This window comes from Roseibium aggregatum (assembly GCF_014692675.1).
GTDB classification, from domain to species: domain Bacteria; phylum Pseudomonadota; class Alphaproteobacteria; order Rhizobiales; family Stappiaceae; genus Roseibium; species Roseibium aggregatum_C.
In genome coordinates this window covers 47420-74252 of the sequence record NZ_JABFCZ010000029.1, presented here as the reverse complement: position 1 = coordinate 74252, position 26833 = coordinate 47420, and the positions used below count along the sequence as shown (strand labels likewise).

At 62.4% G+C, this 26833-nt stretch carries 22 protein-coding genes and 1 tRNA gene; 6 read left to right on the top strand and 17 right to left on the bottom strand.

All coding sequences use genetic code 11. The features are described from left to right. Positions 1-126: 126 nt before the first annotated feature. The 3 genes from HK439_RS22535 to HK439_RS22525 form a co-directional block, all read right to left on the bottom strand. Positions 127-2733: a class I SAM-dependent DNA methyltransferase gene (locus tag HK439_RS22535; protein ID WP_190293729.1), complete on the bottom strand. Its 2607-nt coding sequence runs from the start codon at positions 2731-2733 to the stop codon at positions 127-129. Between the two features lie 115 nt (positions 2734-2848). Further along, positions 2849-3205 (bottom strand): hypothetical protein, encoded by a 357-nt coding sequence (locus tag HK439_RS22530; RefSeq protein WP_190293728.1) that lies wholly within the window; start codon positions 3203-3205, stop codon positions 2849-2851. A gap of 196 nt (positions 3206-3401) precedes the next feature. Continuing rightward, positions 3402-3488: transfer RNA gene (locus HK439_RS22525), tRNA-Leu, on the bottom strand. A 273-nt stretch (positions 3489-3761) separates the two neighbouring features. On the opposite strand from HK439_RS22525, the gene HK439_RS22520 reads away from it, so the two are divergent. Continuing rightward, a complete protein-coding gene (locus tag HK439_RS22520) occupies positions 3762-4736 on the top strand; it encodes a complex I NDUFA9 subunit family protein (RefSeq protein ID WP_190293727.1) in 975 nt (324 codons plus the stop codon). A 262-nt stretch (positions 4737-4998) separates the two neighbouring features. Here the strand turns inward: HK439_RS22520 and HK439_RS22515 are convergent, their stop codons facing one another. Continuing rightward, entirely contained in the window at positions 4999-5250 is a 252-nt protein-coding gene (locus tag HK439_RS22515) for a DUF1127 domain-containing protein (RefSeq protein WP_190293726.1), read from the bottom strand. A 163-nt stretch (positions 5251-5413) separates the two neighbouring features. Here HK439_RS22515 and HK439_RS22510 point away from each other — a divergent pair, with 163 nt between their 5' ends. Further along, the gene (locus HK439_RS22510) at positions 5414-6433 is read left to right on the top strand and encodes a helix-turn-helix transcriptional regulator (protein ID WP_190293725.1); all 1020 of its coding nucleotides are present in this window, start codon (positions 5414-5416) and stop codon (positions 6431-6433) included. 7 nt (positions 6434-6440) lie between these two features. Here the strand turns inward: HK439_RS22510 and HK439_RS22505 are convergent, their stop codons facing one another. Further along, on the bottom strand, positions 6441-7247 hold the full coding sequence (locus HK439_RS22505; RefSeq protein ID WP_190293724.1) for an undecaprenyl-diphosphate phosphatase: 807 nt from the start codon (positions 7245-7247) through the stop codon (positions 6441-6443). Positions 7248-7460: 213 nt separating this feature from the next. On the opposite strand from HK439_RS22505, the gene HK439_RS22500 reads away from it, so the two are divergent. From HK439_RS22500 to HK439_RS22485, 4 genes are all read left to right on the top strand, one after another. Further along, positions 7461-8153 carry a glutathione S-transferase family protein gene (locus HK439_RS22500; protein ID WP_190293723.1) on the top strand — a complete coding sequence of 231 codons (693 nt, stop codon included), beginning with the start codon at positions 7461-7463 and terminating at the stop codon, positions 8151-8153. Between the two features lie 47 nt (positions 8154-8200). Continuing rightward, positions 8201-9298, top strand: coding sequence for a tRNA epoxyqueuosine(34) reductase QueG (gene queG, locus HK439_RS22495; RefSeq protein ID WP_328804221.1), 1098 nt, complete (start codon positions 8201-8203; stop codon positions 9296-9298). A gap of 34 nt (positions 9299-9332) precedes the next feature. After that, on the top strand, positions 9333-10172 hold the full coding sequence (dapB, locus tag HK439_RS22490) for a 4-hydroxy-tetrahydrodipicolinate reductase (protein WP_190293722.1): 840 nt from the start codon (positions 9333-9335) through the stop codon (positions 10170-10172). Between the two features lie 200 nt (positions 10173-10372). Then, positions 10373-12688 (top strand): hypothetical protein, encoded by a 2316-nt coding sequence (locus HK439_RS22485; RefSeq protein ID WP_190293721.1) that lies wholly within the window; start codon positions 10373-10375, stop codon positions 12686-12688. 48 nt (positions 12689-12736) lie between these two features. On the opposite strand, the gene fdhF is transcribed toward HK439_RS22485, so the two are convergent. The 12 genes from fdhF to HK439_RS22425 all read right to left on the bottom strand — a co-directional run bounded on the left by fdhF (position 12737) and on the right by HK439_RS22425 (position 26795). Beyond that, the gene (gene fdhF / locus HK439_RS22480; RefSeq protein ID WP_190293720.1) at positions 12737-15505 is read right to left on the bottom strand and encodes a formate dehydrogenase subunit alpha; all 2769 of its coding nucleotides are present in this window, start codon (positions 15503-15505) and stop codon (positions 12737-12739) included. Then, complete coding sequence (locus tag HK439_RS22475) at positions 15502-17178, bottom strand: NAD(P)H-dependent oxidoreductase subunit E (protein WP_190293719.1); 1677 nt, start codon at positions 17176-17178, stop codon at positions 15502-15504. The genes fdhF and HK439_RS22475 overlap by 4 nt, the downstream gene beginning before the upstream one ends. An 85-nt stretch (positions 17179-17263) precedes the next feature. Continuing rightward, positions 17264-18187, bottom strand: a complete 924-nt coding sequence (locus HK439_RS22470; RefSeq protein ID WP_190293718.1) for a LysR family transcriptional regulator — start codon at positions 18185-18187, stop codon at positions 17264-17266. A gap of 44 nt (positions 18188-18231) precedes the next feature. After that, a complete protein-coding gene (locus HK439_RS22465; RefSeq protein ID WP_190293717.1) occupies positions 18232-19002 on the bottom strand; it encodes an SDR family NAD(P)-dependent oxidoreductase in 771 nt (256 codons plus the stop codon). Between the two features lie 66 nt (positions 19003-19068). Continuing rightward, positions 19069-19599, bottom strand: a complete 531-nt coding sequence (locus tag HK439_RS22460; protein ID WP_190293716.1) for an RNA pyrophosphohydrolase — start codon at positions 19597-19599, stop codon at positions 19069-19071. Positions 19600-19617: 18 nt separating this feature from the next. After that, positions 19618-20754, bottom strand: coding sequence for a divergent polysaccharide deacetylase family protein (locus tag HK439_RS22455; protein WP_209012005.1), 1137 nt, complete (start codon positions 20752-20754; stop codon positions 19618-19620). 84 nt (positions 20755-20838) lie between these two features. Then, positions 20839-22179, bottom strand: a complete 1341-nt coding sequence (locus tag HK439_RS22450) for a S41 family peptidase (RefSeq protein ID WP_190293715.1) — start codon at positions 22177-22179, stop codon at positions 20839-20841. Further along, the gene (locus HK439_RS22445; RefSeq protein WP_190293740.1) at positions 22176-23486 is read right to left on the bottom strand and encodes a murein hydrolase activator EnvC family protein; all 1311 of its coding nucleotides are present in this window, start codon (positions 23484-23486) and stop codon (positions 22176-22178) included. The genes HK439_RS22450 and HK439_RS22445 overlap by 4 nt, the downstream gene beginning before the upstream one ends. 266 nt (positions 23487-23752) lie before the next feature. After that, entirely contained in the window at positions 23753-24235 is a 483-nt protein-coding gene (gene rlmH, locus HK439_RS22440) for a 23S rRNA (pseudouridine(1915)-N(3))-methyltransferase RlmH (RefSeq protein ID WP_190293714.1), read from the bottom strand. Between the two features lie 68 nt (positions 24236-24303). Next, the gene (gene rsfS, locus HK439_RS22435; protein WP_190293713.1) at positions 24304-24714 is read right to left on the bottom strand and encodes a ribosome silencing factor; all 411 of its coding nucleotides are present in this window, start codon (positions 24712-24714) and stop codon (positions 24304-24306) included. Between the two features lie 168 nt (positions 24715-24882). Continuing rightward, on the bottom strand, positions 24883-25518 hold the full coding sequence (locus tag HK439_RS22430) for a nicotinate-nucleotide adenylyltransferase (protein WP_209012003.1): 636 nt from the start codon (positions 25516-25518) through the stop codon (positions 24883-24885). Next, positions 25515-26795: a glutamate-5-semialdehyde dehydrogenase gene (locus tag HK439_RS22425; RefSeq protein ID WP_190293712.1), complete on the bottom strand. Its 1281-nt coding sequence runs from the start codon at positions 26793-26795 to the stop codon at positions 25515-25517. The genes HK439_RS22430 and HK439_RS22425 overlap by 4 nt, the downstream gene beginning before the upstream one ends. Positions 26796-26833: the final 38 nt, after the last annotated feature.

Here is a 26833-nt window from a genome sequence, read left to right as displayed (position 1 = left end):
CAGGCTGCACACGTTCTTGCCAAGATCAATTCCAAGTACAAAAATCGACATCGGTCCGTTCCTCTCTACCTCAAATACAGAGCAATCCTATCGGATCGCTCCGGAGAGGGGCGGGCCATCCCATAATCACATTGAAAACGCTTCGGGAATCCTCAAACCGATACCTGAGTCAATTCGTCCACACGGCCTAGTATCCGCATTGTTGTCTGCTTTTGCATCGCGTTCAGGCTTTACTGTGTCAAATAACCTCTGGAACAGCTGCGGATATGTTTGCCGAACTTCATTTTCGGATAGACCATATAGGTCTATAACTAGTCGGTTCGATTGGCCCGCGACGAGTTCGCGACCATTCATGTACCGCCTGATAACCGGAGGTGGATTCTTTAGGTCATATCCAAGAGCAACCATTTCATTTGAACTAAGTACAAATCCGGCTCCAACTCGTATGATTCCCATGAACGTTAATTCATTGTTTGATTGCAACGACTTGCAAGAGTCTAAGTCAGCGCCTATTCGCAGGTTGGCGAAAACTATTCCTGTTTCTTGATCAAACGTTACCTGCCGCCCCTCCGCCTCAGACTTTTCCTTACTCTCCGTCGCAATGGTTAGAAGTCGACCCAGTCGGTTTCCAGCTGATCCAACAGTCATGGCAATCCGTACTGCCGCACCAAATTGCGTATCCACCCAGGGGTGATCCGGGACAGCAAACAACAGTGAAAGCGGCTTTTTCGGATCGTTCAGATGCGGCTCCAGTACCCTGCGATTGAAGATCTGGCGCAGGGAATTGGTGGTAATTAAGCCAAAGCGGCGGGTGCCTTTGCTTTTATTGGGGTCATAGCCGCGGGCGGTCAAGGCCGCCTTGTCCCACCAGAACATCACCAGATCCGCACTTTGCGGCATCTTCGGATAGGCCTTCCAGAGCGCTTCGACATATCCATCGCCAAGATTGTCACGCATTCTCTTGTTGCCAATAAACGGTGGGTTTCCAACGATAAAAGTCGCCTCGGGCCATTTCACCGATTTCGGCTTGATGTAATCGTAGACCTGAATACGAGCATCCGGGTCCGGCACTTCTTCGCCGGTCACCGGATGGCGCATGGTGGTCACGCCGTCCCACCGCGTGATCGGATTGCCCGCTCCGTCCAGCCTTGGGACGCGGTCTTCCCACTCCAGTACCGCGTCGCGGTTTTCGATGTTCCTGAAATCACGCAATACCGGTTCGGACGGTGACGCCTTGCCGTGGGTGCGGAAATGCCATTGCAGGTACCCGATCCAAAGGACCAATTCGGCGACCGCCGCCGCCCAGGGATTCAGCTCGATCCCTAGAAACTGGTGCGGGTCGACCGTGTGCCCGGAGAGACCAAGGGCGGCCTGGTCCTCACCAAGCTCCTCCAGAAGCGCAGTGACTTCGCCTTCCAGCCGCTTCATCATTTCCATGGCGACATAGAGGAAATTGCCGGAGCCACAGGCCGGATCGAACACCCTGACTTCGCAAAGCTTGCGGTGGAAGTCGTGCACCGCTGCGCGGGCTTCCGTTTCCTTGCCATCGGCCATCAGGCGCTGCACGGCGGTCTGCACGTCCTTCCAGTCGGCGCGCAGGGGCTCCATGATTGTCGGCGTGACCAGCCGCTGGACATAGGAACGCGGCGTATAATGTGCTCCGAGCTTGTGCCGCTGGCGCTTGTCGAGCGCTCGCTCCAGAAGTGTGCCGAAAATTGCAGGCTCCACCTCTTTCCAGTCGGCTTCCGCCGCCTCGATCAACAGGCCAAGCTGAAGATTATTCAACGGAAGCGCTTCGGAATCCTTGAAAAGGCCTCCATTAAACCGCTTCAGATCCTGCATCAGCACCTGCGAGAAACCGCCGGTGTTCATGGTCTCCCAAAGACCTTTCAGCGACGGGGCGGCATGTTCAGGATGGCCGCGGAGCTTGTGCAGAAGATCCGTAAAGCTGTCCTTCGGGATCAGTTCCACATCCTCGGCGAACATGGAAAACAGGCAGCGCATCAAGAAGCGGGCGACAGTTTCGCTGTCATGACCCTGACCCTCGAAGCTTTTGCCAAGTTCGGCCAGATGCGCGGCGATATCCCGAGTGACCTCTGCGGACTTCAGTGACGGATCGAGCGAGAGCGGATCGGTCCAGATCGTGCGCAGAAGATCCCGGATTTCCTTTTCGCGCAGATCCTCAAGCCTGATGCGATAGCGATTGCCATCCGGAAACTGGTTATAGCCCTGACCGGCGCGCGAAAAGTCGGCGTAGAGTTCGATGACGTGACCGACATCGACAATGATCAGGAAGGGCGGCCAGCCATCTTCCTTGGAAACCGCGCGGGCATAGCCATCCGCCTGGTTACGCGCCTTGAGCATGGTGTCGTCCCATTTGGCGCTGCCGCGAACCCCATGAGCGTGCTGAAATTTAGGTGGCGCTTCCTGCAACACGAGCGCCAGCTGGTTCATGTCTTCCTTCTTGACCCGATCACCACCTTGTTTGGCCTCAAGGATGAAACACCCGCGTTTGTAGAGGTCGATCCGGCCTCGGCTCTTTCGACCCGTGTGGGTGAAGGTAACGGGGCGTTCGAAACGATAGTCATTATGATCGCCGTCAGCGGTGGCAGGCTTGGGCCGTTCAACACCGAGCAGATCCGTCAGTTCGTTGGCGAACGTCTGAAAATTCGCCATCTCGCTGCCGCCGGACGGTTTCCAGCGATCAATGAAAGCGTCGATTTCTTCAGACATTCAGCACCCGGGCTCCCAAACGACTCGTTGCCATCTAGTGCTTATGACAAAAGGGAAATCAACCTTCGCGGGCAATTGAAAATTTTCTTCTGATGCAGAAAGTGTTTCCGGACGATCAACTCAATAGAGACGTGGACGTCCAATCTTTGGCAAAGCATTTTGCCTGCTCCGCTCGGATATCCGACTCTGACTGAAGCCCGAGATCCTTGTAGAGCACCGCAGCCACAGACGGCATGCGCGTCTTCTTGTTGACGACGACGACGGGCAACAGCGGCCAGCCTTTTTCATGGCAGCGTATGGCAATACCGCCTAGCGCATCGCCCCAAGCTCTCGCGATTCCGCCAAACCTGTCTGCGAGTTCGCCATAGGTGATAACTTCCTGCCGACGCGCACATTCCGCCAGATGGCGGGCGACCTCTTCACGATATTTCTTTTTCATTCTCAAATAATGGCTTGAAGAAATGTAGGGCACGTTCACCTCCCCGGTCTCAGGCGCCACAATCACGATATCCAAACAGGCAACTAATGAGAATGCAACGCAGGGGACTGATTGATTCAGGCCAGTACAACGCCTTTAGGAGCCCCACCCCCCAAACGAAAAAAGCCCCGGAAAACCGGAGCTTTTTGTCGTGTTTCTGGATCATCTCGGACGATCCGAAACCGGAATTTGGTGCCCAGGAGAGGACTCGAACCTCCACGCCCTTGCGAGCACCAGCACCTGAAGCTGGCGCGTCTACCAATTCCGCCACCTGGGCATTGAGCCTGTTTTCAACGGGCGGGCGAGGTCTTTCGATCCGCGCCGCCAGCCTTCAAAGCCGGGCTCAGGTGGGCGCTTGTAAGGGTCTGCCGGGGACTTGTCAATCACCCTTTTGCAGACAATTTCATTCCCGCACAGGAAGGCTTTCACATGACCCTTCACAGGCGGCCGGCAAAGGGCTAAGAGACTGTACGTGCCCCGGTTTCGGAACCGGGATTGCACGGCTATAATTCAAGACGCGACTTTGCAAGACACGACAGGGGCTAGCGGCATGTCCACGGCTTTGAATGGAAAACTCGTCACGGTCTTCGGCGCTTCCGGTTTCGTCGGACGCCATGTGGTGCAGGCGCTGGCAAAGCGCGGCTACCGGGTGCGCGCCGCCGTGCGCCGGCCGGATCTGGCGACCCACCTCCAGCCGCTCGGCGCGCCGGGGCAGATCATGGCCGTCCAGGCGAACCTGCGCTACCGCTGGTCGGTCGACCGGGCCGTGCAGGGGTCTGACGCGGTCGTCAACGCGGTCGGCATCCTGGCGCCGAGCGGCAAGCAGACCTTCGACGCCGTCCAGGACTTCGGCCCGCGCGCCATTGCCGAGGCCGCCCGCGCGGCCGGGCTTTCGGCCATCACCCATGTTTCGGCGATCGGCGCGGACGCGGACAGCGCTTCGGCCTATGCCCGCTCCAAGGCGGCCGGCGAGGCCGGCGTGATGGAAACCCTGCCGGACAGCATCATCCTGCGCCCCTCCATCATTTTCGGGCCGGAGGACGACTTCTTCAACAAGTTCGCCGACATGGCGCGGTTTGCGCCGGCCCTGCCGCTGATCGGCGGCGGGCACACGAAGTTCCAGCCGGTCTATGTCTGCGACGTGGCCGAAGCCGTGGCCAGGGCCGTCGACGGCGAGCTGAAGCCGGGCACGACCTATGAGCTCGGCGGACCGGAAGTGAAGACCTTCCGCGAATGCCTGGAAGAGATGATGGCGGTGACGCGCCGGCAGCGCATGCTGGTGCCGCTGCCCTTCGAGATCGCCTCCCTGATGGGCAAGATCCTGCAGATGCTGCCCAAGCCGATGCTGACGGCCGACCAGGTGGCGCTTCTGAAGACCGACAACGTGGTGTCGGAAGCCGCCGCCAGGGAAGGCCGGACCCTTGACGGCATGGGCATCAGCCCGACGACGCTGGCGACGATCCTGCCGACCTACCTGGACCGCTTCCGCGAACACGGCCAGTACGACGCCCACCGCATCGCCTGAGGGCGGGAAGGTAGCCGCATTGCTCCAGTCATCCCAGACAAGTGAGGCTCTGCCGAACGCTGATCTGGGATCCAGCTGACAGCGCGAGCGCAAGCGAGCACCGCTTTCAATGGGAAATCGGGCGCGCATGTGCGCGGCTGATGTCTGGATTCCGGATCTGCACGCAGCTTCGCTGCGCTTGTCCGGAATGACGCGAGAAAAAATCACACAGCAGACTAACGGACAGGCCCCGGATTTCTCCGGAGCCTGATCGGGATGCCTGTCATTTCCTTTCCCGGTAACGCCAGTCCGAGGAATCCCGGTCCGGATGCCAGGGGGCCAGGATGTAGCCGGTGGACGTCCGGGTCACGCCGATGTCGTCCAGCTCACGGTCGCTCAGTTTGCACAGCGCCTTTTCCGTCACGCGCCGGCGATGGGCCCGATGGAGGGCATTCGCGATCGCCTGCAGAATGCGGACTGCGATCGAGCGGCGGCGCAGGCGGCGGCCGAAGGTGGTTTCCAGTGTCAGTGTCATGTCCTGTCTCCTGTCAGTCCCGGAGGTCTGAAACCTGTTGAATTTCCGGGCTTGAGGAGACTGTGACAGGGCATACCTGACAGCAGTGAGTCAGGTTTGATCCTGTTCTGTTCCAGTTCCGTATTTTTTACGGTAGGAAAGGTCAGGCGGAAGGAGATCCCCCATGAACCCGATCGAGCGCGCGCTTGGCATTCTGCTGCTTTTGAGCAGCGGCAAGCTGGTCAGCGCAACGACGCTGGCGGCGCGGTTCGACGTGTCACTCAGGACCATTTACCGGGACATCGACCGGCTGATCGCGCTCGGGGTCCCGGTCGATGCGGAACGCGGCGCGGAAGGCGGCTATCGGCTCGCCAAGGGATATCTGCATCCGCCGGTGGCGCTGTCGCGCAACGAGACGGCCGCCCTACTCTCCGCCCTTGCCCTGATCCGCTCCATCCGCACCACGCCGCTGGCCGCAGACCTGGAAGCGGCGGAGCGCAAGCTGGTCGCCTCGCTGCCGAAGGCCGTCCATGACCTGCTCAGCCAGGCCGACCGCATCATCGGCATCGAGCCGGTGCCGGCCGACATTTTCCACGCGGGCACGAAGGCGGAACCGACCGGCGCATGGCAGCGGGCGCTCGACGGGTTCATGATGGGACTGCTGGAAAGCAGGCGGGTGCGGTTCGACTATGCCAACCCCAGCCGGCAGGAACTCAGGGCCCATGACGTGGAGCCCTACGGCATCCTGTTCGACCGGGACCTGTGGTATCTCGCTGGGCGCTGCGTCGACACGGATATCCTGAAGATTTACCGGGCCGACCGGGCGAGCGACCTGGAGGTCAGCGGCTTCCGGTTCCGCCCGCCGAAGGATTTTACCGTCCAGTCCCTGCTCGGCGGCGTCTGGCTGTCGCGCGCCATGCGCCGGTGGGAACGGGAGGGACCGGTCGCGCGGATCAAGATCACCCCCGGTCAGGCCAGAAAGCTCAGCGCCGACTGGTACTACAAGCACGCGGCGTTTACCCCTGCGGAAGACGGCGCCATCGTCATCGGCATTCCCAACGCCAGCCGGGAGCGCATCCTGCCGCTGGTGCGCTGGCTCGGCCCGGGGGCGGAAATCCTCGAGCCGACCGAGTTGCGGCAGGAGCTGGCCGATGAGCTGACGGCCCTGGCCGCCGTGCATGACGGACAGGGCGCTGGCAGCTGAAGACGACTCAGCCGACCAGATAGAGCCCGGCGAAACCGGCGAGGCCGACGATGATCCGCCAGTAGGCGAAGGGGGCGAAGCCGTGGCGGCTGACGAAGTCGAGCAGGCCGCGGACCACGAAGACACCGGCGATGAAGGAGGCGACGAAGCCGATCGCGATCAGCGTCGCATCGTCGGCGGACAGCACGTCGCGGTTCTTGAAGAGGTCATAGGCGAAAGCGCCGACCATGGTGGGCATGGCGAGGAAGAAGGAGAATTCCGCCGCAGACCGCTTGTCCGTGCCCAACAGGAGAGCGCCGGCGATGGTCGCACCGGACCGGGAGACGCCGGGCACCATGGCCAGGCACTGGAACACGCCGATCACGAAACAGAGCCAGAGCGGGTAGTCCATCACATTGGTGTAGCGGGGTTTCAGCTCTATCTTGTCGACCCACAGGAGAACGAAGCCTCCGAGCAGGAGCGTGGTGCAGATCAGCGCCGGCGATTCAAACAGCACTTCCTTGATGAATTTATGCGCCATGACGCCGATCACGGCGGCCGGCAGGAAGGCCAGCAGAATGCCGAGGACGAAAAGCCGGGCATTCTGGTCGCTGGGCAGGGCCACGGCGATCTTCCACAGCCGCCCGGCATAGACGGTCAAGATCGCCAGGATGGCGCCGAGCTGGATCAGGACCTCGAAGGTCTTGCCGGTGCTTTCAAAGCCGAGGAAATGGCCCAGCAGGAGGAGGTGTCCGGTGGAGGAAACGGGAATGAATTCCGTCAGCCCCTCGACGATCCCGAGGACCAGTGCGTCGAAAATCGTTTGTCCGTCCATAATCGCTTGTCACTCCGAATCAATCGATAAAGGAAACCCCCGAGCCTATTGCTTGAGGTAATCGATCCACATGTCAAATCGTTGTCGATAACGGTCATCAATCCCTTGATAACCTTGTTCCAGTCATAATTGACAACTAGGCGCATAATTGATGCTGGCGTAAAAGGCCAGCCGCCTCTTCCGCCCGTTTCAAGGCCCTGTCAGAAGCCCCGTATGCTCACGCTGTATCACCATTCGTTTTCGCCGTCGTCGCGTTTCATCCGCCTCGTGTTGGCCGAGTACCAGGCCGCCTTCGAGGAAGTGCAGGTGAACCCCTGGGAACGGCCGCGGGAGCTGTTGGAGCTGAATGCGGCGGGCACCGTTCCCGTCCTGGTGGAAAACGGCGGCCCCGCGATCTGCGGTCCGGGACCGATCATGGAATATCTCGACGAAACCCGTGGCTACGCGGTGGGCGACCGGCGGCTGATGCCCGACCATCCGGAGGCGCGCGCGGAAACACGGCGGCTGGTGGACTGGTCGCTCGGCAAATTCGATCACGAGGTGGTCGGACACCTGGTGCGCGAGCGGATCTACAAGCAGGCCATGCCGCGATCCGCCGGCGGCGGCGAGCCGGATTCCGCCGTGCTTCGCGTCGCACGGGCGAACATTCCCCACCATCTGCGCTATTTCGGTTATCTTGTCGCCTCGCGCCGCTGGCTTGCAGGCGACCGGCTGTCCTTTGCCGATTTCGCGCTGGCGGCAGAGCTTTCCTGCGCGGACTACCTGGGCGAAGTGAAATGGGCGGAAGAGGAAAACGTGAAGAGCTGGTACGCGCGCATGAAGTCGCGTCCGAGCATGCGTCCTCTCCTGGGCGAAAAGATCCTCGGCATGCCGCCGGCGGCGAGCTACGCGGACCTGGATTTCTGACTTCCCGGAACACGACCAGCACAAAGACCGACAAGCTTCTCGCCCGGTTGCGCGAGAAGGCCGTAGCGCTCGGCTTCGACGATCTGAAAATCGCCTCCGCCGATGCGATTCCCCAAGCGCCGGAGCGGCTCCGCCAATTCCTGAAGGCCGGCTATCACGGCACCATGGGCTGGATGGCGGAAACGGAAGAGCGCCGCGCCGATCCGAGGGTGCTCTGGCCGGAAGCAAAATCCGTTCTCATGCTCGCCATGAATTACGGACCGGACGACCGACCGGACAACCATCCGCTGGCGCATCTGAAAGATCCCTCGACCGGAGGCATTTCGGTCTATGCGCGCAACCGGGACTACCACGACGTCATCAAGGGCCGGCTGAAGGAGCTGGCGAGCTTTCTGGTCTCCCGCGCGGGCGGTGACGTGAAGGTCTTCGTCGACACGGCGCCTGTGATGGAAAAGCCGCTGGCGGAAGCCGCCGGCCTCGGCTGGCAGGGCAAGCACACCAACCTGGTCTCCCGCGACCTCGGCTCGTGGTTCTTTCTGGGGGCGATCTTCACCACCCTGGAGCTGCCGCCTTCAGGCGCGGAAGAAGATCACTGCGGCTCCTGCCGGGCCTGCCTCGACAGTTGCCCGACCGACGCCTTTCCGGCGCCCTATCAGCTCGACGCGCGGCGTTGCATTTCCTATCTCACCATCGAGCACGCCGGGCCGATCCCGGAGGAATTCCGCGAACCGATGGGCAACCGCATCTACGGCTGCGACGATTGCCTCGCCGCCTGCCCCTGGAACAAGTTCGCCTCCGCCGCACAAGAAGCCAGGCTGATCGCCCGCGACGACCTGAAAGCGCCGAGGCTCGCCGATCTCCTGCAACTCGACGACGCCGTCTTCCGCAAGCTCTTCTCCGGCTCTCCGGTCAAGCGCATCGGCCGCAACCGGTTCCTGCGCAATGTCCTGATCGCCAGCGGCAATTCCAACGACACGGACCTGCTGCCGACGGTCCGGATTCATCTATCCGACGACGACCCGGTCGTCAGAGGTGCAGCAATCTGGGCGCTGAAGCGGCTTGCCCCGGCGGCGGTCGTTGAGGCAGAAAGAGACGCACGGCTCGTCGGGGAAACCGATCCGGACGTGCGCGCCGAATGGCAGTGAGCTGCCGCACCCGCTCTCGACAAGGACCCTTCCCATGACGAAACCGCCGCTCCGCATCTGTCTTTCCGGCGTCACCGGCGGTGTCGGCCGGGCGCTGCTGCCCGCCATCGTGGCCGAACCGGACCTTGAACTCGTAGGCGCTGTCGCGAGGAGTGCTGCAGGCCGGGATGCGGGCGAGGCGATCGGCCAGCCGGCAACGGGCGTCACCGTCGTCACGGATGTGGAAGACGCCTTCAGGAGCGGCGTCGATGTCCTGATCGACTACTCCGTCTATGAGGTCACGAAGGAGAACCTCGCCAAGGCGATTGCCCACAAGGTGCCCGTGGTTCTCGGCACCACCGGCTTCAGCGCCAGCGAGCTGGAGGCTCTTGACGCTCCGGCGCGGCAGGCCGGCATCGGCATCGTGACCGGCAACTTCTCGCTGACTGCGGCCCTGTTGCAGCATTTCGCGCTCTTCGCCGCCCGGCATCTGGATCATTTCGAGGTCATCGACACCTGCAAGCCCACCAAACCGGACGCACCGAGCGGCACGGCACGGGAACTGGCGGAAAAGCTCGCGGAGGTCAAAAGACCGAAACTGGAGGTTCCGATTGGCGAGATCCATGGCGAACCGGCCGCGCGCGGGGCCACCGTCGAGGGCGTGCAATGCCACTCGCTGCGCCTGCCGGGCTTTGCCAGCCGGGTTGAGGCGATCTTCGGCACGGGCACGGAACGGCTGAAACTCTGCCACGAGGCCATCACCCACGGCGAACCCTTCGTCAAGGGCTCGCTCCTGGCGGCCCGCAAGCTTGCCGAGCCGGGCGAGACCCGGATCACCGGCGTCGTGCGCGGTCTGGACACGCTGCTCTTTGCGGGCGGAAACGGGCTTGGGTGAGAGCCCGAGGCTCGGAATAAAACCCGATTTCGGCATCCCGGACGCAGCGCCAGCGGAGATCCGGGACCGGCGAGCCACGGTCTTTGTCAGGATAACAACATTGAAGCCATAAGGCTTCTGCCTCCCCGGCCCCGGGTCTCACTGCGTTCGCCCGGGGTGACTATCGAGAGTTAGGACCTTGTCAGCCGTCCGGCCTTCAGATGGAAACCGACATCGTCTTTTTTCACAACCCCTTATTGCAAAACCGTCACGAACACCGCTTAAATCTCTTCCGTTGCTTTTTCAGTATCTTGGACGGGAGATTTCGTTTGCTTTCTTCATCTGCCTCAATATCCGATGGTCGGCCGGGCCGGCTTCACAAAGCCCGGGCGCGGATATCACGCTGTACGGCAGCCTTGTGGATCGGCGCCGCTCTCGTCGTACCGGCCACGTCCGCCTACGCCCAGAGCGCGGCCGAAGAGGCGTTCAGGGCCTATCCGGACAGCCTGAAAAAGCTCGGGTTCGACGTTACAAACGACCCGATCCAATACGACAGCGCAACCGATACGGTGACCGTCCCGAATTTCCGGATGAATTTCTCCGGTTCTGCTGACTTTGCAATTCCGAAAAAATCCGAAACGACCGAACCGGGCGCCCCGGATGACAGCAAGAAGCAGCAGAAGCAGCAGAAGCAGCATTTGGAGTATTCGCTAACTGTTTCCAGTCCCGCCATGGCTTTTACCGGCTTGACGCAGACTGAAAGCGGCATTCACGCGGACGCCGTGCGCTATCCCGAAGGCGCCGGTTTATCGGTCAATGTGATGCTTAACGGTGAAAGTATCGTCCAATCGAACCTCACCATGACCGGCGTTCGGGCGGACAACTATACAATCGTCCTGCCCAAGCTGCCTGCTGAAGATCCGCAGCACCCGGCAAGCCGCTGGCTTCCGGTTCTTTCTTTTCTTAAAGCCGGTTCCTATGACAGCGTAGAAACGGATGAGATCAGCGGAATTATTTCGGTCACGTTGCACACTGATGATGGCACCGCGATTACAGGAAACAATAAAATCACGGTGACAGGCTATCAGGCACTCAACTTCAAAGACGGCGTCATCGGCGAATATTCCACCGAAGGTGCCACGCAAGACATTGAGGTCACGATTGCTGGCAAAAAAGCCGGGAAAGAGACCTCCCGTCAGGGCCGCACTTCCTACAAGGATATTAACCTCGGCAATTTCCTGGCTCTGCTCGATCCCGACGTTCCGGAAACCGGAAACCCGCTGCCGCTTCTCCGCTCTGCGCAGGCCCAGAATTACGAGATCCATCGGAACATACCGCCGGATCAACCGTATGACGTGACGATTGCAAGCGTAGATGTCTCGGGCGTAACCGTCACGAAGCGGGACTTCGATTTCCTCGACCTTCTTGACGATCTGTTTTCCGGCAAGAAACCGGCCCTTGAGCAATTCGTTACCGCCGCGTTCCAGGCCTACCGATCCTTTGGCATTTCGGATGCCAGTATGCGTGACATCATAGTCACCTTGCCGAATGGCGAAGACCAAAGGCAGACGGTTACATTTTCAATGGGCGAAATCGGTTTGTCCGAAATGAGCTCGGACAAGATAGGCGATATCCGCGTCTCCGACATGAAAGCGCCCTCTCTTCCCAATGGCGGGTCTTTCAGCCTTGGACGGGCTCACCTGGGCAATCTGGACTTCGCACCCTACGGACCGATGGCCAAACTCATTCCGACCCTCGTCACGGAGGCCGGCAAGTCCAGACCGGATCCGATGCGGATCGCCCGGGTGTTCACACCCCGGTCGATTTCCTACGGTCTGGAAGACCTGCACATTGTCGTGCCTGGCGAAGGTGAAATCGTCGTCGGCAAACTGGCGCATGATTTTTCGACCACAGCCGCGCCGATCCCGACGGACATCTCCGCAAGGACCGACAACGCATCGATCCCCGTCGATGCCCTGGACAATGCGCAGGCCGCCGCATTCCTGAAAGAGATCGGTCTCAAAAACTTTACCTGGTCCGACGAGACCCGGCTTCACTGGGACGAAGACACCCTCGAACTGACGCTTGAGAAGCTGATGATCGACGTTCAGGACCTGGGCCGGGCCGAAGCCACGATGAAGTTCGCCAATGTTCCGAAGGCGCTGTTCGAGGATCCGCAAACCCAGGGCCAGATCGCCCTCGTCTCCTCTGCCTTCGTCGGTGCCGAGATCAGCTTCGCCGATGCCGGCGTGACGACGAAGGCCATTCAGAAGATGGCGCAGGATGCCGGTGCTCCCGAAGAGACCTTCATCCAGGCACTGGTGATGCAGGCGGAAGCAGCGCTGCAGCCGATCAACGATCCGGCCTTTACAAAGACGGTCAGCGATGCGGTGGCGGATTTTCTCGCCAATCCGGGTACCTTCCGGGTCGTGCTGGCCCCTGTGAAGCCGGTGCCGGTCGCCCAGATCGTCGGCAGCATGGTCACGCCGCAGGTGCTGCCGGGGCTTTTGAATGTTCAGGTGACATCGACGCATTGACGACCGGACGGCAGGCGGAGCGTTTCCGTCTGCCGGTTCACAGTCGTCCTATTCGGCGGCTTGTGCCATTGCCGGCCTGATCCTTGCCGCGCAGAACTTGAACTCCGGGATCTTGCCGAAGGGGTCGAGCTGCGGGTTGGTCAGCATGTTCGCCGGGGCTTCCGTGTAGCAGAAGGGAATGAACAGCATTCCCGAGGACACGTCCCGGTCCGCGCGCAGGGTCAGGGTGATCTCACCGCGCCGGGTTTCCACCGTGACCTGCTGACCGATCTCAAGCCCTGCCCGCCCGATGTCCTTCGGATGCATGGAGACGACCGGTTCCGGCTCGATGGCATCGAGAATGGTGGCCCGGCGCGTCATGGCGCCGGTGTGCCAGTGTTCCAGCATGCGGCCCGTGGTCAGAACCAGCGGGAAATCGTCGTCGGGCAATTCGTCCGGCGGCACCAGGTCGGTCGGCACGAGCCGGCCGCGGCCGTCGGCCGTCGGGAAAGACTGGCCGAACAGGATCTCGTTACCCGGCGTGTCATCACCGTCGGCCGGATAGGTGACCGTGCCGTCGCGCTCCAGCCGCTCCCAGGAGATATGGTCCAGCGAGGCCATGTGCGAGCGCATTTCCTCGTAGATTTCCGGCACGCCGCCATAGGACCAGTCGAGGCCGAGCCGGTTGGCAAGCTCCACGATCAGCTCCCAGTCCGCCCGTGCCTCTCCGGGCATGGGCACGCAGGGGCGGCCGATCTGGACCTGGCGGTTGGTGTTGGTGTAGGTGCCGAGCTTTTCCGCGTGCGCGGAGGCCGGGAGGACCACGTCGGCAAACCAGGCGGTTTCGGTCAGGAAGATGTCCTGTACGACCAGATGCTTCAAGGTGGCCAGCGCCTTGCGGGCATGGGCCTGGTCCGGATCGGACATGGCCGGGTTTTCGCCCAGGATATACATGGCCTCGATGCCGCCGGCGAGAATGTCGTCGATGATCTCGACCACGGTCAGGCCACGCACCGGATCCAGCGTCCGGCCCCAGGCGTCCTCGAATTCGGCGCGGATGTCCGGATTTTCCACCGAGCGGTAATCGGGATAGAGCATCGGGATCAGGCCGGCATCAGACGCACCCTGAACGTTGTTCTGGCCGCGCAGCGGGTGCAGCCCGGTGCCCGGGCGGCCGATCTGGCCGGTGGTCAGCGCCATGGCGATCAGGGCGCGCACATTGTCCGTACCGTGCACATGCTGGGACACGCCCATGCCCCAGAAGATGATCGACTTGGCCGAGGTGGCGTAAAGCCTTGCGACCTCGCGCAGGGTTTCCGCCTCGATGCCGCAGACCGGCGCCATGGCTTCCGGCGTGAACTCGGCGATCTTCGCCTTCAGCGCCTCGAATCCGTCCACGTGGGCGGCGATGTACTGCCGGTCGTAGAGCTCTTCGGAGATGATGACGTTGAGGATGGCGTTCAGCATTGCCACGTCGGTGCCCGGCTTGAAGACGAGGCCGTAGTCTGCGTGGCGCATCAAGCCCTGGCGGCGCGGATCCATGACGATCAGCTTTACGCCGTTCTTGGCCGCCTGCTTGATATAGGTGGCGGCGACCGGATGGTTCTGTTCCGGCCGGGCGCCGATCACGATCATGCAGTCCGCATCGAGTGCCGCGGTGAACGGCGCGGTCACCGCACCGGAGCCGATCCCTTCCATCAGGGCAGCGACGGAAGAGGCATGGCAAAGGCGGGTGCAGTGGTCGACGTTGTTGGTGGCAAAGCCCTGGCGGATCAGTTTCTGGAACAGATAGGCTTCCTCGTTGGAGCCCTTGGCCGAGCCGAAGCCGGCAATGCCGGCGCCGCCCTTGGCTGCAAAGCTTGCCTTCAGCCCAGCGGCCGCCCGGTCCAGCGCTTCGTCCCAGGTCGCCTCTCGGAACACCTCGCGCCAGTCCTTCGGATAAAGCGACATGTCGCCGTGCTTGGGCGCGTCGTCGCGGCGGATCAGCGGTTTGGTCAGGCGCTCGGGGCTGGACACATAATCGAAGCCGAAGCGGCCCTTGACGCAGAGCCGGTTCTCGTTCGCCGGGCCGTTGCGGCCTTCGACCTTCACGATCCGGCCGTCCTTGACCGAGACGGAGGTCAGGCAACCGACCCCGCAGAAAGGGCAGACGCTGTCGACGGTTTCGTCCGGAAAGACGGCCCGTGTCTTTGCCGTCTCATCCATCATGCTCTTTTCGAACAGCGCGCCCGTCGGGCAGGCGGAAACGCACTCGCCGCAGGCAACGCAGGTGGACAGGCCCATGGGATCGGCCAGGTCGAACACCGGGGCCGCATGGTGGCCGCGCCAGCCCATGCCGATCACGTCGTTGACCTGAACCTCCCGGCAGGCGCGTTCGCACAGGTTACAGGCGATGCAGGCGTCGAGATTGACCGCGATCGCCGGATGGGAGATGTCCTGGGCGGGTTTTTCGCCCCGCGCATAACGGCTTGCGGTCACGCCGAGCGTATCCGACCAGCGCCAGAAATCGCTTTCCGGATCCGGATGGGCTTCGCGCGGCGGCTGGTCGGCGACCAGCAGTTCGAACACCATCTCCCGCGCCTTGACCGCCCGTTCGGACTCCGTCTTCACCACCATGCCGTCAGAAGGTTCGCGGACGCAGGAGGCGGTCAGCGTCCGCTCGCCCTCGATGTCGACCATGCAGGCGCGGCAGTTGCCGTCGGAGCGGTAGCCCGGCGCATCCTTGTGGCAAAGGTGCGGGATCGCGACGCCTTCGCGCTTGGCGACCTGCCAGATGGTTTCGCCCTCATTCGCGATGACTTCGCGTCCGTCGAGGGTAAAGGTGACCGTTTTCGTCATACCCGTTCCTCCTCGGCAAAGAATTTCAGGACCGAGGCGACCGGATTGGCTGCCGCCTGTCCCAGGCCGCAGATGGAGGCAGTGCGCATGACTGCGTCCAGGTCGGCGATCTTGTCCTTGTCCCAGGTCTTGTCCTGAAGCAGCGCGACCATCTTTTCCGTGCCGGACCGGCATGGCGTGCACTGGCCGCAGCTTTCATGCTTGAAGAAGCGCAGCAGGTTGAGCGCCACGTCGCGCATGTCATCCTGATCGGAAAAGACGACAATGGCATGGCTGCCAATGAAACAGCCGTGCTTTTCCAGCGTGCCGAAATCGAGCGGCTCGTCGGCGAGCGAGGCCGGCAGAATGCCGCCGGACGCACCGCCCGGCAGATAGGCCTTGAAGCTGTGGCCGTCTTCCATGCCGCCGCAATACTCGGCGATCAACTCGTTCATGGTGATGCCGGCCGGCGCCAGCTTCACGCCAGGCTCTTTCACCCGGCCGGAGACGGAGAAGGAGCGGAAGCCCTTGTGGCCGCGCCGGCCCTGGTCCGCGAACCACTCGGATCCTTTTTCGACGATGTCGCGGATCCAGTAGAGGGTCTCGATGTTGTGATTGAGCGTCGGCCGGTTAAACAGGCCGACCTGGGCGATATAGGGCGGGCGGTGGCGCGGCAGGCCGCGCTTGCCTTCGATCGACTCGATCATCGCGCTTTCCTCGCCGCAGATATAGGCGCCCGCGCCGCGGCGCAGCTCGATGTCGATGGTGGTGATGACGCCCTGTTCGCGTAAGCCTGCGATTTCCCGGCGCAGGATTTCCAGGACGGCCGGATATTCGTCACGCATGTAGAGATAGATGCGTTCCGCCTGAATGGCATGGGCGGCGATCAGCGCGCCTTCCAGCATGCGGTGCGGATCGCGTTCCAGATGGTAACGGTCCTTGAACGTGCCCGGTTCGCCCTCGTCGCCGTTGACCGTCAGGTATTTCGGGCCGGGCAGGTCGTGAACGATCTTCCACTTGGTGCCGGTCGGAAAGCCTGCGCCGCCGAGGCCGCGCAAGCCCGCTTCCAGCGCATGATCGGCGATCGCGTCGACGTCGAGGTCTCCGTTGCGGACACGCTGAAGCACCTTGTAACCGCCGTCGGCACGATAAGCGTCCAGACCGATGTAGTCCGGGATCTGCGGCTCCGTTTCGCCTTCGAAGATCGCCGCACGGACGGAGAGCTCGCTTGCCCCGTCCACCGCCCGCTTGCCGACCTGGACCGCGGGTGCCGCGGCACAACGGCCGATGCAGGGCACCTTCTGAACCCGGACCTTTGCCGGATCGAGGCCGGTCTGAAGGGCGGCCGCCAATGCGTCGGCGCCTTTCAGGGAACAGGCAATGCTGTCGCATACGCGCACGGTCAGCGGCGCGGGCGCCGCCTCGCCTTCGCGCACGATATCGAAATGGTGATAGAAGCTTGCGACCTCGAAGACCTCCGCCTGGGAAAGCCGCATCTCGTCTGCCAGGGCGCGCAGGTGTTTCGCCTGAAGGCAGCCGTAGGCGTCCTGGATCTTGTGCAGATGCTCGATCAGGAGGTCGCGGCGGCGCGATTCGGATCCAAGCAGATTCCGCACTTCCGCCAGGGCGGTTTCCTCGATTTGCCGGCCTTTGGGCTGGGACGGCTTTCTGGAAAGCCCCTTGCCAAATGTCATGATGTTTGCGTTCCTGACTGACGTGTTTCCGGCCAGAAAACGCCGAAGCTTCAATCAACGCAAATTGCATTTTTCGATTGTTTAATCAGTCCTGATTATCAAACTTGCCGCAAACCGATTTCGACAGGTCCCACAAGGCCGCCGTCACCGGCAGCATCGGCTCCCGCAGCGGAACCACCAGACCGATTATAGAGCGGACTTCCGGTTCGACGAGGTCCAGGACCACAAGACCTTCCGTATGGCCGACCGCGGCCTGTTCCTTCGGCAGGACCGCGGCATAGGCCCCCTCCATCAACAGGGACAGGATCGCGTTGAAGCTGTTGGTCTCGAACCTCGGCCCGGGCTTCTTGCCGGTCGCCGCGAAGGTCTCGTCGATGATCCGCCGGTTCTGCATGTCCGGCGTCAGCAGGCACAGGGGCAGGTCGGCCGCATCGTACCAGGACAGGCCGCCGCTCTTGCGTTCCTTCTTTACAAGGGCCGGATCGGCGACCAGGCAGTATTGCTCTTCAAAGAGTGGGAGAGCCCGCGACACCTTCTCCATGCCGGGTCTCAGATAGGTGATACCGGCATCGATGGTAAATTCCTGAAGCCCCTTTTCGATGGCGCTGGATGCCATCGACAAGGCTTGAGGCCTGAGCTGCCGGAAACGGCTCGCCAGGGCCCCGCACAGACGGCCCGCGAACGGAGTTGCGGAAGGGACGACGCCGATGCGCAAGGTACCCTGCGGCCCTTCCCCGTCGCCACTGAGATCCTGGACGAAGCCGCTGCAGTCAGTGAGGATAAGCCTGGCCCAGCCAAGCGCCCGTTCGCCTTCAGGGGTGAAACCCTCGAACCGCTTGCTGCGGAAAACAAGCGGCGAACCGAGCGCCGTCTCGAGCTTGCGGATCCGCCCGGAAAGGGCCGGCTGGGACAAATTGCAGGCCCGGGCCGCATGGGCGAAATGCCGGTGTTCGGCAAGCGCAAGAAGCAGCCGCAGATCCATCAGATCGAAGGGAGGCAGCTTCTCCATGATCCTATGTCCTCACGAATTGGGCGCAGGGAACATGCGTCGGCTCATAGGGACGACACCAGATGGCCGCCATCGACCGGGATCACCGCGCCGGTCATGTAGCGCGAGGCATCGCTCGCAAGCAGCAGGAACGGCCCGTCGAGTTCGGACAGATCGCCGATCCGGCGCATGGGCACCCGGCCCACCATTTTTTCGCCCGCAGGCGTATTGAAGAAGCCTTCGTTGATTTCCGTTTCGAAATAGCCCGGCGCAAGGGCGTTGACCCGGACCTGGTGGCGCGCGAATTCAAGCGCCAGAGCCTTGGTCATCTGCACGACACCGGCCTTGGAGACCGCATAGGACGCGACGCCCGAGCCCACCCGAAGCCCGAGAATGGAGGCGATGTTGACGATCACGCCGGGTTGTCCGGTATCCCGCCAGTGGCGACCGCAGGAAATCGCCATCAGCCAGACCCCGCGCAGATTGACGTCCATGACGGCGTCGAAATCTTCCGCGGTCTGGTCGAGGGCGGCGCCTTCGCGGGCGATGCCCGCATTGTTGACCAGGATATCCAAACCGCCGAAGGCTTCGACCGCCTGCGCCCGGCAGTGGTGGATCGAAGCGCCGTCACTGACGTCGAGTTCGATCGGTCTCGCGCTCTGGGCGCCCATTTCAACGAGTTCGCCGGCGAGCTGTTCCAGCCGGTCGGTCCGGCGGGCGGCAAGCGCCACATGGGCGCCGTGCCTGGCAGCGACCCGCGCAAAATGCGCGCCGATCCCGCTGGATGCCCCGGTGATCAGGATTCTTTTGCCGTTCAGTCCCTTGCCGAGGTCCATCTCTCTCCCCTTTTTATAGGCGTGTTGAGCCGTTTGGCCTCAAGGCACTGCACCGGCGGGGGAAAGTCAAGCAGTCAGACCGGAAAAAGCGTCCACAACGCCTTGATAAACCTGCCGCTTGAAGGGAACGATCAGGTCGGGCAGCCGGGCTGCGTCCTCCCAGCGCCACGCGCAGAACTCCACCTCGTGGCCATCAGGCGGGTTGAGAACATCGATCTCGGCTTCGGATCCCTCGAAGCGGAGCGCGAACCAGCGCTGCGCCTGGCCGCCGTATTTGCCTTTCCGCGTGTTTTGCTGAACGTCCTCGGGGTAATCGTAGGTGAACCAGACCGGCGCCTCAGCCACGATGCTGACGGAGCGGATCGAGGTTTCCTCGTAAAGTTCCCGAAGGGCTGCCGCGCGCGGGGTTTCGCCCTTGTCGATGCCGCCCTGGGGCATCTGCCAGGCGAATTCATATTCCGACTTGCCGTTCCCGTCGTCCCGCTTGCCGATCCAGACCTTGCCTTCCGCGTTCAAGAGCATGATGCCGACGCAAGGACGGTATGGCAGGCCGTTGCGGGCGGGCGGAAAATCCGGTCCGAGGGTTGAATCCGTCATGGAAAAAGCCGTCCCGCTCTATCTGTCGATGGTTGCGCTGACCGGTACGAGCTGAAGCCCGCGCTCCTCCAGATCCCGCGACCAGATCTCAAGCTGGCGGACGGTGACCGGCAGGGCCGACCCGGATGCGACGGCAACGCCCCGGGCGCGCGCAATGCCCTCCAGGCGGAGAAGCTTGGCGTTGATTTCGTCTTCCCGGGGAACGGCGTCGAGGATCACGTCGACCGAGCTGAACGGCACCTTCACTTCCGATGAGACTTCCGCGGACAGGCTGCGGGAGGATTCGCCGTTGTCGACGAACATCAGCCCCCGGTCGCGCAGCTTTTCCAGGAGCAGCTGCATGGACGGCTTGGTGGTCGTGAACCGGGCGCCCATTTCATTGATCACGCCGACGTAGTTGGTCACCCGGGTCATCAGCCAGGCAAGCCGGTCCAGCATCTCGGCAGGCCGCAGGCTGACGAGAAGCGTATGCGGTCCCGGGTCGTTGTCGGGAAAATCGAACGGTTCGAGCGGCAACTGCAGAAGCAGTTCGTGCCCCTTGGCGCGCGCCTTCTGCATCCACCGGTCCAGATCCGTGCCGTAGGGCGCCATGGCGAAGGTGACATCGGCCGGCAGGTTGCCAATCGCGTTCTCGGTTCCCGTTTCGCTCAGGCCCAGTCCCTGGATGATGACGGCGATTTTCGGGATCGAGGTGAATTCGGAGGAAAACGGCCGGGCATAGGCATCCAGCGGACGAACGCCGTCGGATCCGATCTTCGGCAGGAAGCCATAACCGGAGCGTTCGCTGATGCGGGGATCCGGTTTGACCGACAGGCCGCCCGATCGTCCGCCGCCTTCCTCCGGGATCTGCAGATCGTAGCGGGGACCCAGTTTTTCCCGATTGTCTTCCGGACGCAGGTTCGGTCCCAGTTCTCCGTCCAGCGCCGGACGGATCTCGACAACCTCGATATCCTTGGAGGCCAGACCTTCGACCGTGGCATCCAGGGGGATCACCGCCGTCGGCTCGCCGCCGAACGGATCATCGACAACACCCATCCAGATCAGAGCGGTGGTGAATACAACGCTCAGGATCCCGACACCGATCAAACCGAATGGCAGGCGGAGAAGCCTGCGCTTCCCCATTCCTAAAGGGGCCGTGAGATCGTCGGTCGCCATGGCGTCCTGTTTTCAAAGTGTCGCCCGGATGGGCAGTCAGATCAGACGAAAACCGCGCGGAAAATCCGGCGCGGTCTTGTTCGCTTAGTTCGGAACCGGCGCCGAACCGTCACCGGCGGGAGGGAAGGCACCGTTCACCTGAACACCGCGCAGGAGATCCAGGGCCAGCTTCAGCTGAACGTCATCCTTCGGATCCGGCGGCACGTAGGCCTGGCTGCCGGATTCTTCCTTGGCATCCTTGCCTTCGGCTTCCAGGTGGCCGCGCAGACCGGCCTCACCCTTGGTCGTTGCCCGGCCCTTGAGGTCGTCGGGAAGAACCTGCAGAGCCTCGATATCCGGCGTGATGCCCTTGGCCTGGATGGAGGTGCCCGACGGGGTGTAGTAGCGCGCCGTCGTCAGGCGGATCGCCCCATTGGCGCCGAGCGGAATGATCGTCTGGACCGAGCCCTTGCCGAAGGACCGGGTGCCGAGAATGGTCGCCCGGCGGTGGTCCTGAAGCGCACCGGCCACGATTTCAGACGCCGAAGCAGACCCGCCGTTTACCAGAACGATGACAGGCTTGCCCCCGGTCAGATCTCCGGCGCGGGCATTGTAGCGCTGGGTTTCGTCGGCATTGCGCCCGCGGGTGGAAACGATTTCGCCGCGATCGAGGAAGGCGTCGGAAACGGCAATTGCCTGATCCAGCAGACCGCCCGGATTGTTGCGCAGATCGATGATGTAGCCCTTCAGCTTGTCCTTGCCGATATCCTTGCTGATTTCGTCGATACCGCTCTTCAGGCCGTCGGAGGTCTGTTCGTTGAACTGGGTGATGCGGATGTAGCCGACATCATCCTCTTCCCGCCAGCGGACCGAACGGATCCGGATGACGTCGCGGGTGATGGTGACATCGAACGGTTCGTCCACGCCGGTACGGCGGACCGTCACGACAATATCGGTGTTGACCGGCCCGCGCATCTTTTCGACCGCCTCGTTCAGGGTCAGACCCTGAACCTGTTCGCCGTCGATCTGGGTGATCAGGTCGCCTGCCAGGATGCCCGCCTTTGCAGCCGGGGTGTCATCGATGGGGGAGACCACCTTGACCAGGCCGTCTTCCATGGTGACCTCGATGCCGAGACCGCCGAACTCGCCGCGGGTCTGGACCTGCATGTCACGGAAGCTCTTCGGCGACATGTAGCTGGAATGCGGATCGAGGGACGACAGCATGCCGTTGATCGCGCTTTCGATGAGCTTCGCGTCGTCCGGGACCTCGACATAATCAGACCGCACCCGCTCGAAGACATCGCCGAACAGATTGAGCTGACGATAGGTGTCCGATGCCGCCGCATTCGCCGTGTCGGAGACACGGATGGGGAGTTGAGCCAGTGTCGTGATCGCAGCCGCCCCCATCAGGGCGCCAACGAGCAGCAGAGAAGATTTCCGAATCATCCGCGTGCCTTTTCTTCTTCGGTGCCGGCCCACCAGGGGGTGGGATCGATTGCACGTCCGTCTTTTCTAAATTCAACATATAGAACGGGCTGGGTCGAGCCTAGACCCAAGGTTGCCGCACTCGCCAACTTGGTTGTCCCCATAACACCCACCGGTTCTCCGGCGAGAACGAACTGCCCGAGATCCGCATCGATTCTGTCCATCCCGGCCAGCAGCACATGGTAGCCGTCGCCGGTGTTCAGGATCAAGAGCTGTCCGAAGGACCGAAACGGCCCGGCATAGACCACCCAGCCGTCCGCAGGAGCCGTCACCGGCGACCCCGGACGGGTCGTGATCGACTGACCTTCCGTCGTGCCGCCGAAGTCGTCTTCCTGGCCGAAATCCCGAATCATCTCACCCGCAACCGGCCATGGCAGCTGGCCTTTTGCCTCGACAAACGGCAATGCCGGGGACAGCCGTCCCGGATCGGAGAAGGGATCCCAGCGCCCCTCCCGTCCCGGCTTGGCGGCGGCCGATGCCTGGCGCGATTTTTCCGATGCCTCGCGCGCGCTTTCAATCTCGGTCTCGATCCGCGCGATCAATTCCTTGAGAGACTTGGACTTCTCGGCGAGTTCTTGCGCGTGGCGTTTTTCCTGCGCCAGTTTTTGCGCGTTCCGGTCGCGCTCCTGGCGCTTGGCGCTCAAAAGCAGTTCCAGGCGCGACTTCTCCTCCGCCAAGCGCATGGCGTCGCCGAGGAGCGTCTTCTTTTCCTTGGCGATCACGTCCTTCAGCCGGCTGAGTTCGGCAAGGTCGGAGGCCAGCGCTTCGGTTTCGACGCGCAGTTCCGGCATGACCGCATTGAGCAGGATGGCGCTGCGGACCGCGGCCAGTGCGTCGCTCGGGCGCACCGCGAGGGCGGGCGGCGGGCGGCGGCCGATCCGCTGCAGGGCGGCCAGGACTTCCGACAGCACGCCGCGCCGGCTCGCCAGCGAAGCGCGGACCGTATCTTCATTCTCGCCGAGCTTGCGCAGACGCCGCTCGGTGTCGGAGACTTCCGTCTCCAGGATCTTGATGGTGTCGGCCGTCGACAGGATCTTGGAATTGAGCGTTTCCCGGTCGCGGTCGATGGACCGGATTTCCTTTTCGATCGCATCCTGGCGCTCGGCGGAGACATCGATGTCCTGCGTCAGCGAGGCCAGTTCCGCTTCGCGTTTCTGTTTCCGGTCCCTTGCCTCTTCCACAGCCGGGTCGGCAGTATCCTTCGGCGTAACCGCCGTCTGCTCGGGAAGATCGGTCGTTTCGGTGGCGGACAGGGGGGCAAACGGCATGGTCAGGGCGCCGGCGACAAGACCGGCGCGCAATGCAAAGCGCGCACCCGGACGCCTTCCCGACCGGGAAACAGGAGCCTGATCCGGTGTTCCGCTTTCCATCTTCAATAGGGCGCCCAAAGTCATAAGGTGTCGTACCCGGCCCACCGTAAAGGAATCGTTTACCAAACGGGTTTTGCACCGTTCGCACGCATCCCGACGGACTATTCAGCTACCCTCTGAATGCGGCGATAAACAGGCAAAATCGGCGTGTACCTACTTTATCCCTACTCGCGATGATAGGGATGGCCTGCCTGGATGGTCAAAGCCCGGTAAATCTGCTCAGACAGAAGAATACGCACCAACTGGTGCGGCCAGGTCATGGCCCCGAATGCGATCTTCAGATCGGCCCGGGCAATCAGCTCGCCGCCATGGCCGTCCGCGCCGCCGATGGCAAAAACCACATCCTGAACGCCCTCGTCCTTCCAGCCTTCCAGCTTGCGGCTGAAGTCGGGACTGGAAAGCGATTTTCCGTGTTCGTCGAGGACGACGAGCTTTGCTCCCGACGGCATGCTGTTCAGAAGCACGGAGGCTTCCTCCGCCTTGCGTTCGTCGGGCTTCTGCGCCCGGCTTTCGGGGAATTCGGCAAGCGCCACTCCGGTGACACCGAGCCCGCGGCCGATCTTGCGGGCCCTGTCGACATAGCGGTCGAAAAGATCCTTGTCGGCACCGGCTTTCATCCGGCCGATGCAGGATATCGTGAAGCGCATAACTTCCTTATCCGGGCGAATGCCCGGATACCTTCAGAGACGCCCCGGTCTGACTCCAGTCCTGGAAATCAGCCGATGTACTGGGGTGCCGTATCCGTTTCCGGGGCCCACATCTTTTCAAGATTGTAGAAGCCGCGGACTTCCGGACGGAAGATGTGAACGATCACATCCCCGGCGTCGATCAGAACCCAGTCGCAGGTGCTCTGCCCTTCAACGGCCGCAGTGCCGTGGCCGGCGTCTTTCAGATCGCGCAGGAGATGGTCGGCGATCGCACTCACATGGCGGTGCGAACGTCCGGACGCAATCACCATGTGATCGGCCAGGGAGCTCTTTTCTGCGATGTCGAGAGTTACAATGTCCTCTGCCTTGGAGTCTTCGAGACTGGCGAGAACCGTATCGATCAGCTCGCCCGCAAGTTCAGCGCTCACGGGAGACTGGAGTGGAGCGGACTTCACAGTCCCCTCGCTTTCAATGGTCATGGTCAGATGGTGTGCCTTTCGCCTTGTTGCCGTCCTGCACTTTTACGCTTTACGCAGGACTGGTTGACCTTGCCTTGGCCACCCGGTCCGGATGACCATGCTCATAGAATACTCCCTCGACCTTGGCATTTTCAAGACGGAGTTCCCAAAGACCCGACGGCACGCCGTTCAGGACCGGGTCTTCCCTCGCAAAAATGTCGAGGACGTTTCATCGAGCGGAGCATGAAGAAACGTCCAGGCCGGCGGCTCCAGATCGGCCAGAAGGGCCGCATCCTTCTCGGGAAGCCGGTATTTTTCATAGGCTTTCGCCATGGGCGCCGACAGGACCGACAGGGACGCTCCCGGCCGGTCGACAATGGCGATCGGGACAAGGCCTGCGATCGCGCGCCAGTCCTGCCACCGGTGGAAACCCGCAAGGTTATCCGCCCCCATTACCCAGACGAATCGCAGGGACGGCCGCCGCACGCGAAGCATCTCGATGGTCCGTGCGGTATAGGGCGACCCCAAAACCGCCTCATAGGCGGTGACCTTCATCCGCGGGTGATCGGCCAGCGCACTGGTCATATGGATACGCATTTCCAGCGGCGCAAGATCGCCGTGTTCCTTGAGCGGATTGCCAGGGGTCACGAACCACCACACCTGATCGAGCTGCAGCCGGTTCAAAACCGTCTGCGCCACCAGCCGGTGACCGGAATGGGGCGGATTGAAGGAGCCGCCGAAAATGCCGATCCGGTTTCCCGCTTCGGCATGGGGCAGCTTCATCCATTCGGCATGGGCGTACCCGCTGGCCATGCTGAAATTCATGGACGGGTCTGTCCCTCGCCATGAACGCAATATTTGAAGCTGGTGAGCTGTTCGACCCCGACCGGCCCGCGCGCATGCATGCGCCCGGTCGCGATGCCGATCTCCGCGCCCATGCCGAATTCGCCGCCGTCGGCGAACTGGGTGGAGGCGTTGTGCAGCACGATCGCGGAATCGACCCGCTTGAAGAATTCCGCCGCCGCTTCATCGTCCTCGGTGACGATGCAGTCGGTGTGGTTGGAGCCCCAGCGGGCGATGTGCTCGATGGCCGCATCCAGACCGGGCACCACCTTTACCGCGAGGATCGCGTCGAGATATTCCGTCGACCAGTCCGCTTCGGTCGCCGGCACGACGTTGTCGCACAGCTCGGCGACCCGGGCGTCGCCGCGGATCTCGCAGCCCTTGTCCTGAAGCGCTGCGACGATCTTCGGCAGGTGGGACGCGGCCACGGCCTCGTCGACCAGCAGCGTTTCCAGCGCACCGCAGATGCCGGTTCGGCGCAGCTTGGAATTGACGACGATCTCGACCGCCTTTTCCAGGTCCGCCGCCTTGTCGACGAAGATATGCACCAGCCCTTCCAGATGGGCGAAGACCGGCACGCGCGCTTCCTCCTGGACACGGGCGACGAGGCTCTTGCCGCCGCGGGGCACGATCACGTCGAGGTTGCCGTCCAGGCCCTTCAGCATTTCGCCGACGGCGGCCCGGTCGGTGACCGGAACCATCTGGATCGCGTCTTCGGGCAGGCCGGCGGCCTTCAGTCCCTTCTGCAGGGCGGCATGGATCGCCTTGTTGGAATGGATCGTGTCGGAGCCGCCGCGCAGAATGACCGCGTTGCCCGCCTTGAGGCACAGGGCGCCGGCATCGGCGGTCACGTTCGGACGGCTTTCGTAGATGACGCCGATGACACCGAGCGGCGTGCGCACGCGCTCGATCTGCAGACCGTTCGGCCGATCCCAGGCGGCGATGACGGAACCGACCGGATCTGCAAGCGCGACGATGTCTTCCAGCGCCCTGGCGACAGCCTCGATCCGCTCTTCCGACAATGTGCCGCGATCCAGAAAGGCGGCCGTCTGGCCGTTAGCCTTCATGGCCTCCACGTCCTTTGCATTGCCTGCGAGGATCTCCGGCGTCGCCGCGCGGACGGCCCTGGCCATTTCCGCCAAAGCACGGTTCTTGGCTTCGGTTGGAGCCGTCGCCAGCACGCGTCCGGCGGCACGGGCCCGCCGGCCGATATCCGCCATCAGGGCCTGAACGTCGCTCATTTCAACCTTATCCAGCATCTTTCCGTCCCACATATTCTCGCGCTATGCGCGTATCA

Bases quoted from the DNA above. Each gene is read 5' to 3' on its own strand.
- HK439_RS22535 (WP_190293729.1), bottom strand. From the start codon at position 2,733: ATGTCTGAAGAAATCGACGCTTTCATTGATCGCTGGAAACCGTCCGGC.
- HK439_RS22520 (WP_190293727.1), top strand. From the start codon at position 3,762: ATGTCCACGGCTTTGAATGGAAAACTCGTCACGGTCTTCGGCGCTTCC.
- HK439_RS22515 (WP_190293726.1), bottom strand. From the start codon at position 5,250: ATGACACTGACACTGGAAACCACCTTCGGCCGCCGCCTGCGCCGCCGC.
- HK439_RS22510 (WP_190293725.1), top strand. From the start codon at position 5,414: ATGAACCCGATCGAGCGCGCGCTTGGCATTCTGCTGCTTTTGAGCAGC.
- HK439_RS22505 (WP_190293724.1), bottom strand. From the start codon at position 7,247: ATGGACGGACAAACGATTTTCGACGCACTGGTCCTCGGGATCGTCGAG.
- HK439_RS22500 (WP_190293723.1), top strand. From the start codon at position 7,461: ATGCTCACGCTGTATCACCATTCGTTTTCGCCGTCGTCGCGTTTCATC.
- dapB (WP_190293722.1), top strand. From the start codon at position 9,333: ATGACGAAACCGCCGCTCCGCATCTGTCTTTCCGGCGTCACCGGCGGT.
- HK439_RS22485 (WP_190293721.1), top strand. From the start codon at position 10,373: ATGGAAACCGACATCGTCTTTTTTCACAACCCCTTATTGCAAAACCGT.
- fdhF (WP_190293720.1), bottom strand. From the start codon at position 15,505: ATGACGAAAACGGTCACCTTTACCCTCGACGGACGCGAAGTCATCGCG.
- HK439_RS22475 (WP_190293719.1), bottom strand. From the start codon at position 17,178: ATGACATTTGGCAAGGGGCTTTCCAGAAAGCCGTCCCAGCCCAAAGGC.
- HK439_RS22470 (WP_190293718.1), bottom strand. From the start codon at position 18,187: ATGGAGAAGCTGCCTCCCTTCGATCTGATGGATCTGCGGCTGCTTCTT.
- HK439_RS22465 (WP_190293717.1), bottom strand. From the start codon at position 19,002: ATGGACCTCGGCAAGGGACTGAACGGCAAAAGAATCCTGATCACCGGG.
- HK439_RS22460 (WP_190293716.1), bottom strand. From the start codon at position 19,599: ATGACGGATTCAACCCTCGGACCGGATTTTCCGCCCGCCCGCAACGGC.
- HK439_RS22455 (WP_209012005.1), bottom strand. From the start codon at position 20,754: ATGGCGACCGACGATCTCACGGCCCCTTTAGGAATGGGGAAGCGCAGG.
- HK439_RS22450 (WP_190293715.1), bottom strand. From the start codon at position 22,179: ATGATTCGGAAATCTTCTCTGCTGCTCGTTGGCGCCCTGATGGGGGCG.
- HK439_RS22445 (WP_190293740.1), bottom strand. From the start codon at position 23,486: ATGCCGTTTGCCCCCCTGTCCGCCACCGAAACGACCGATCTTCCCGAG.
- rlmH (WP_190293714.1), bottom strand. From the start codon at position 24,235: ATGCGCTTCACGATATCCTGCATCGGCCGGATGAAAGCCGGTGCCGAC.
- rsfS (WP_190293713.1), bottom strand. From the start codon at position 24,714: ATGACCATTGAAAGCGAGGGGACTGTGAAGTCCGCTCCACTCCAGTCT.
- HK439_RS22430 (WP_209012003.1), bottom strand. From the start codon at position 25,518: ATGAATTTCAGCATGGCCAGCGGGTACGCCCATGCCGAATGGATGAAG.
- HK439_RS22425 (WP_190293712.1), bottom strand. From the start codon at position 26,795: ATGCTGGATAAGGTTGAAATGAGCGACGTTCAGGCCCTGATGGCGGAT.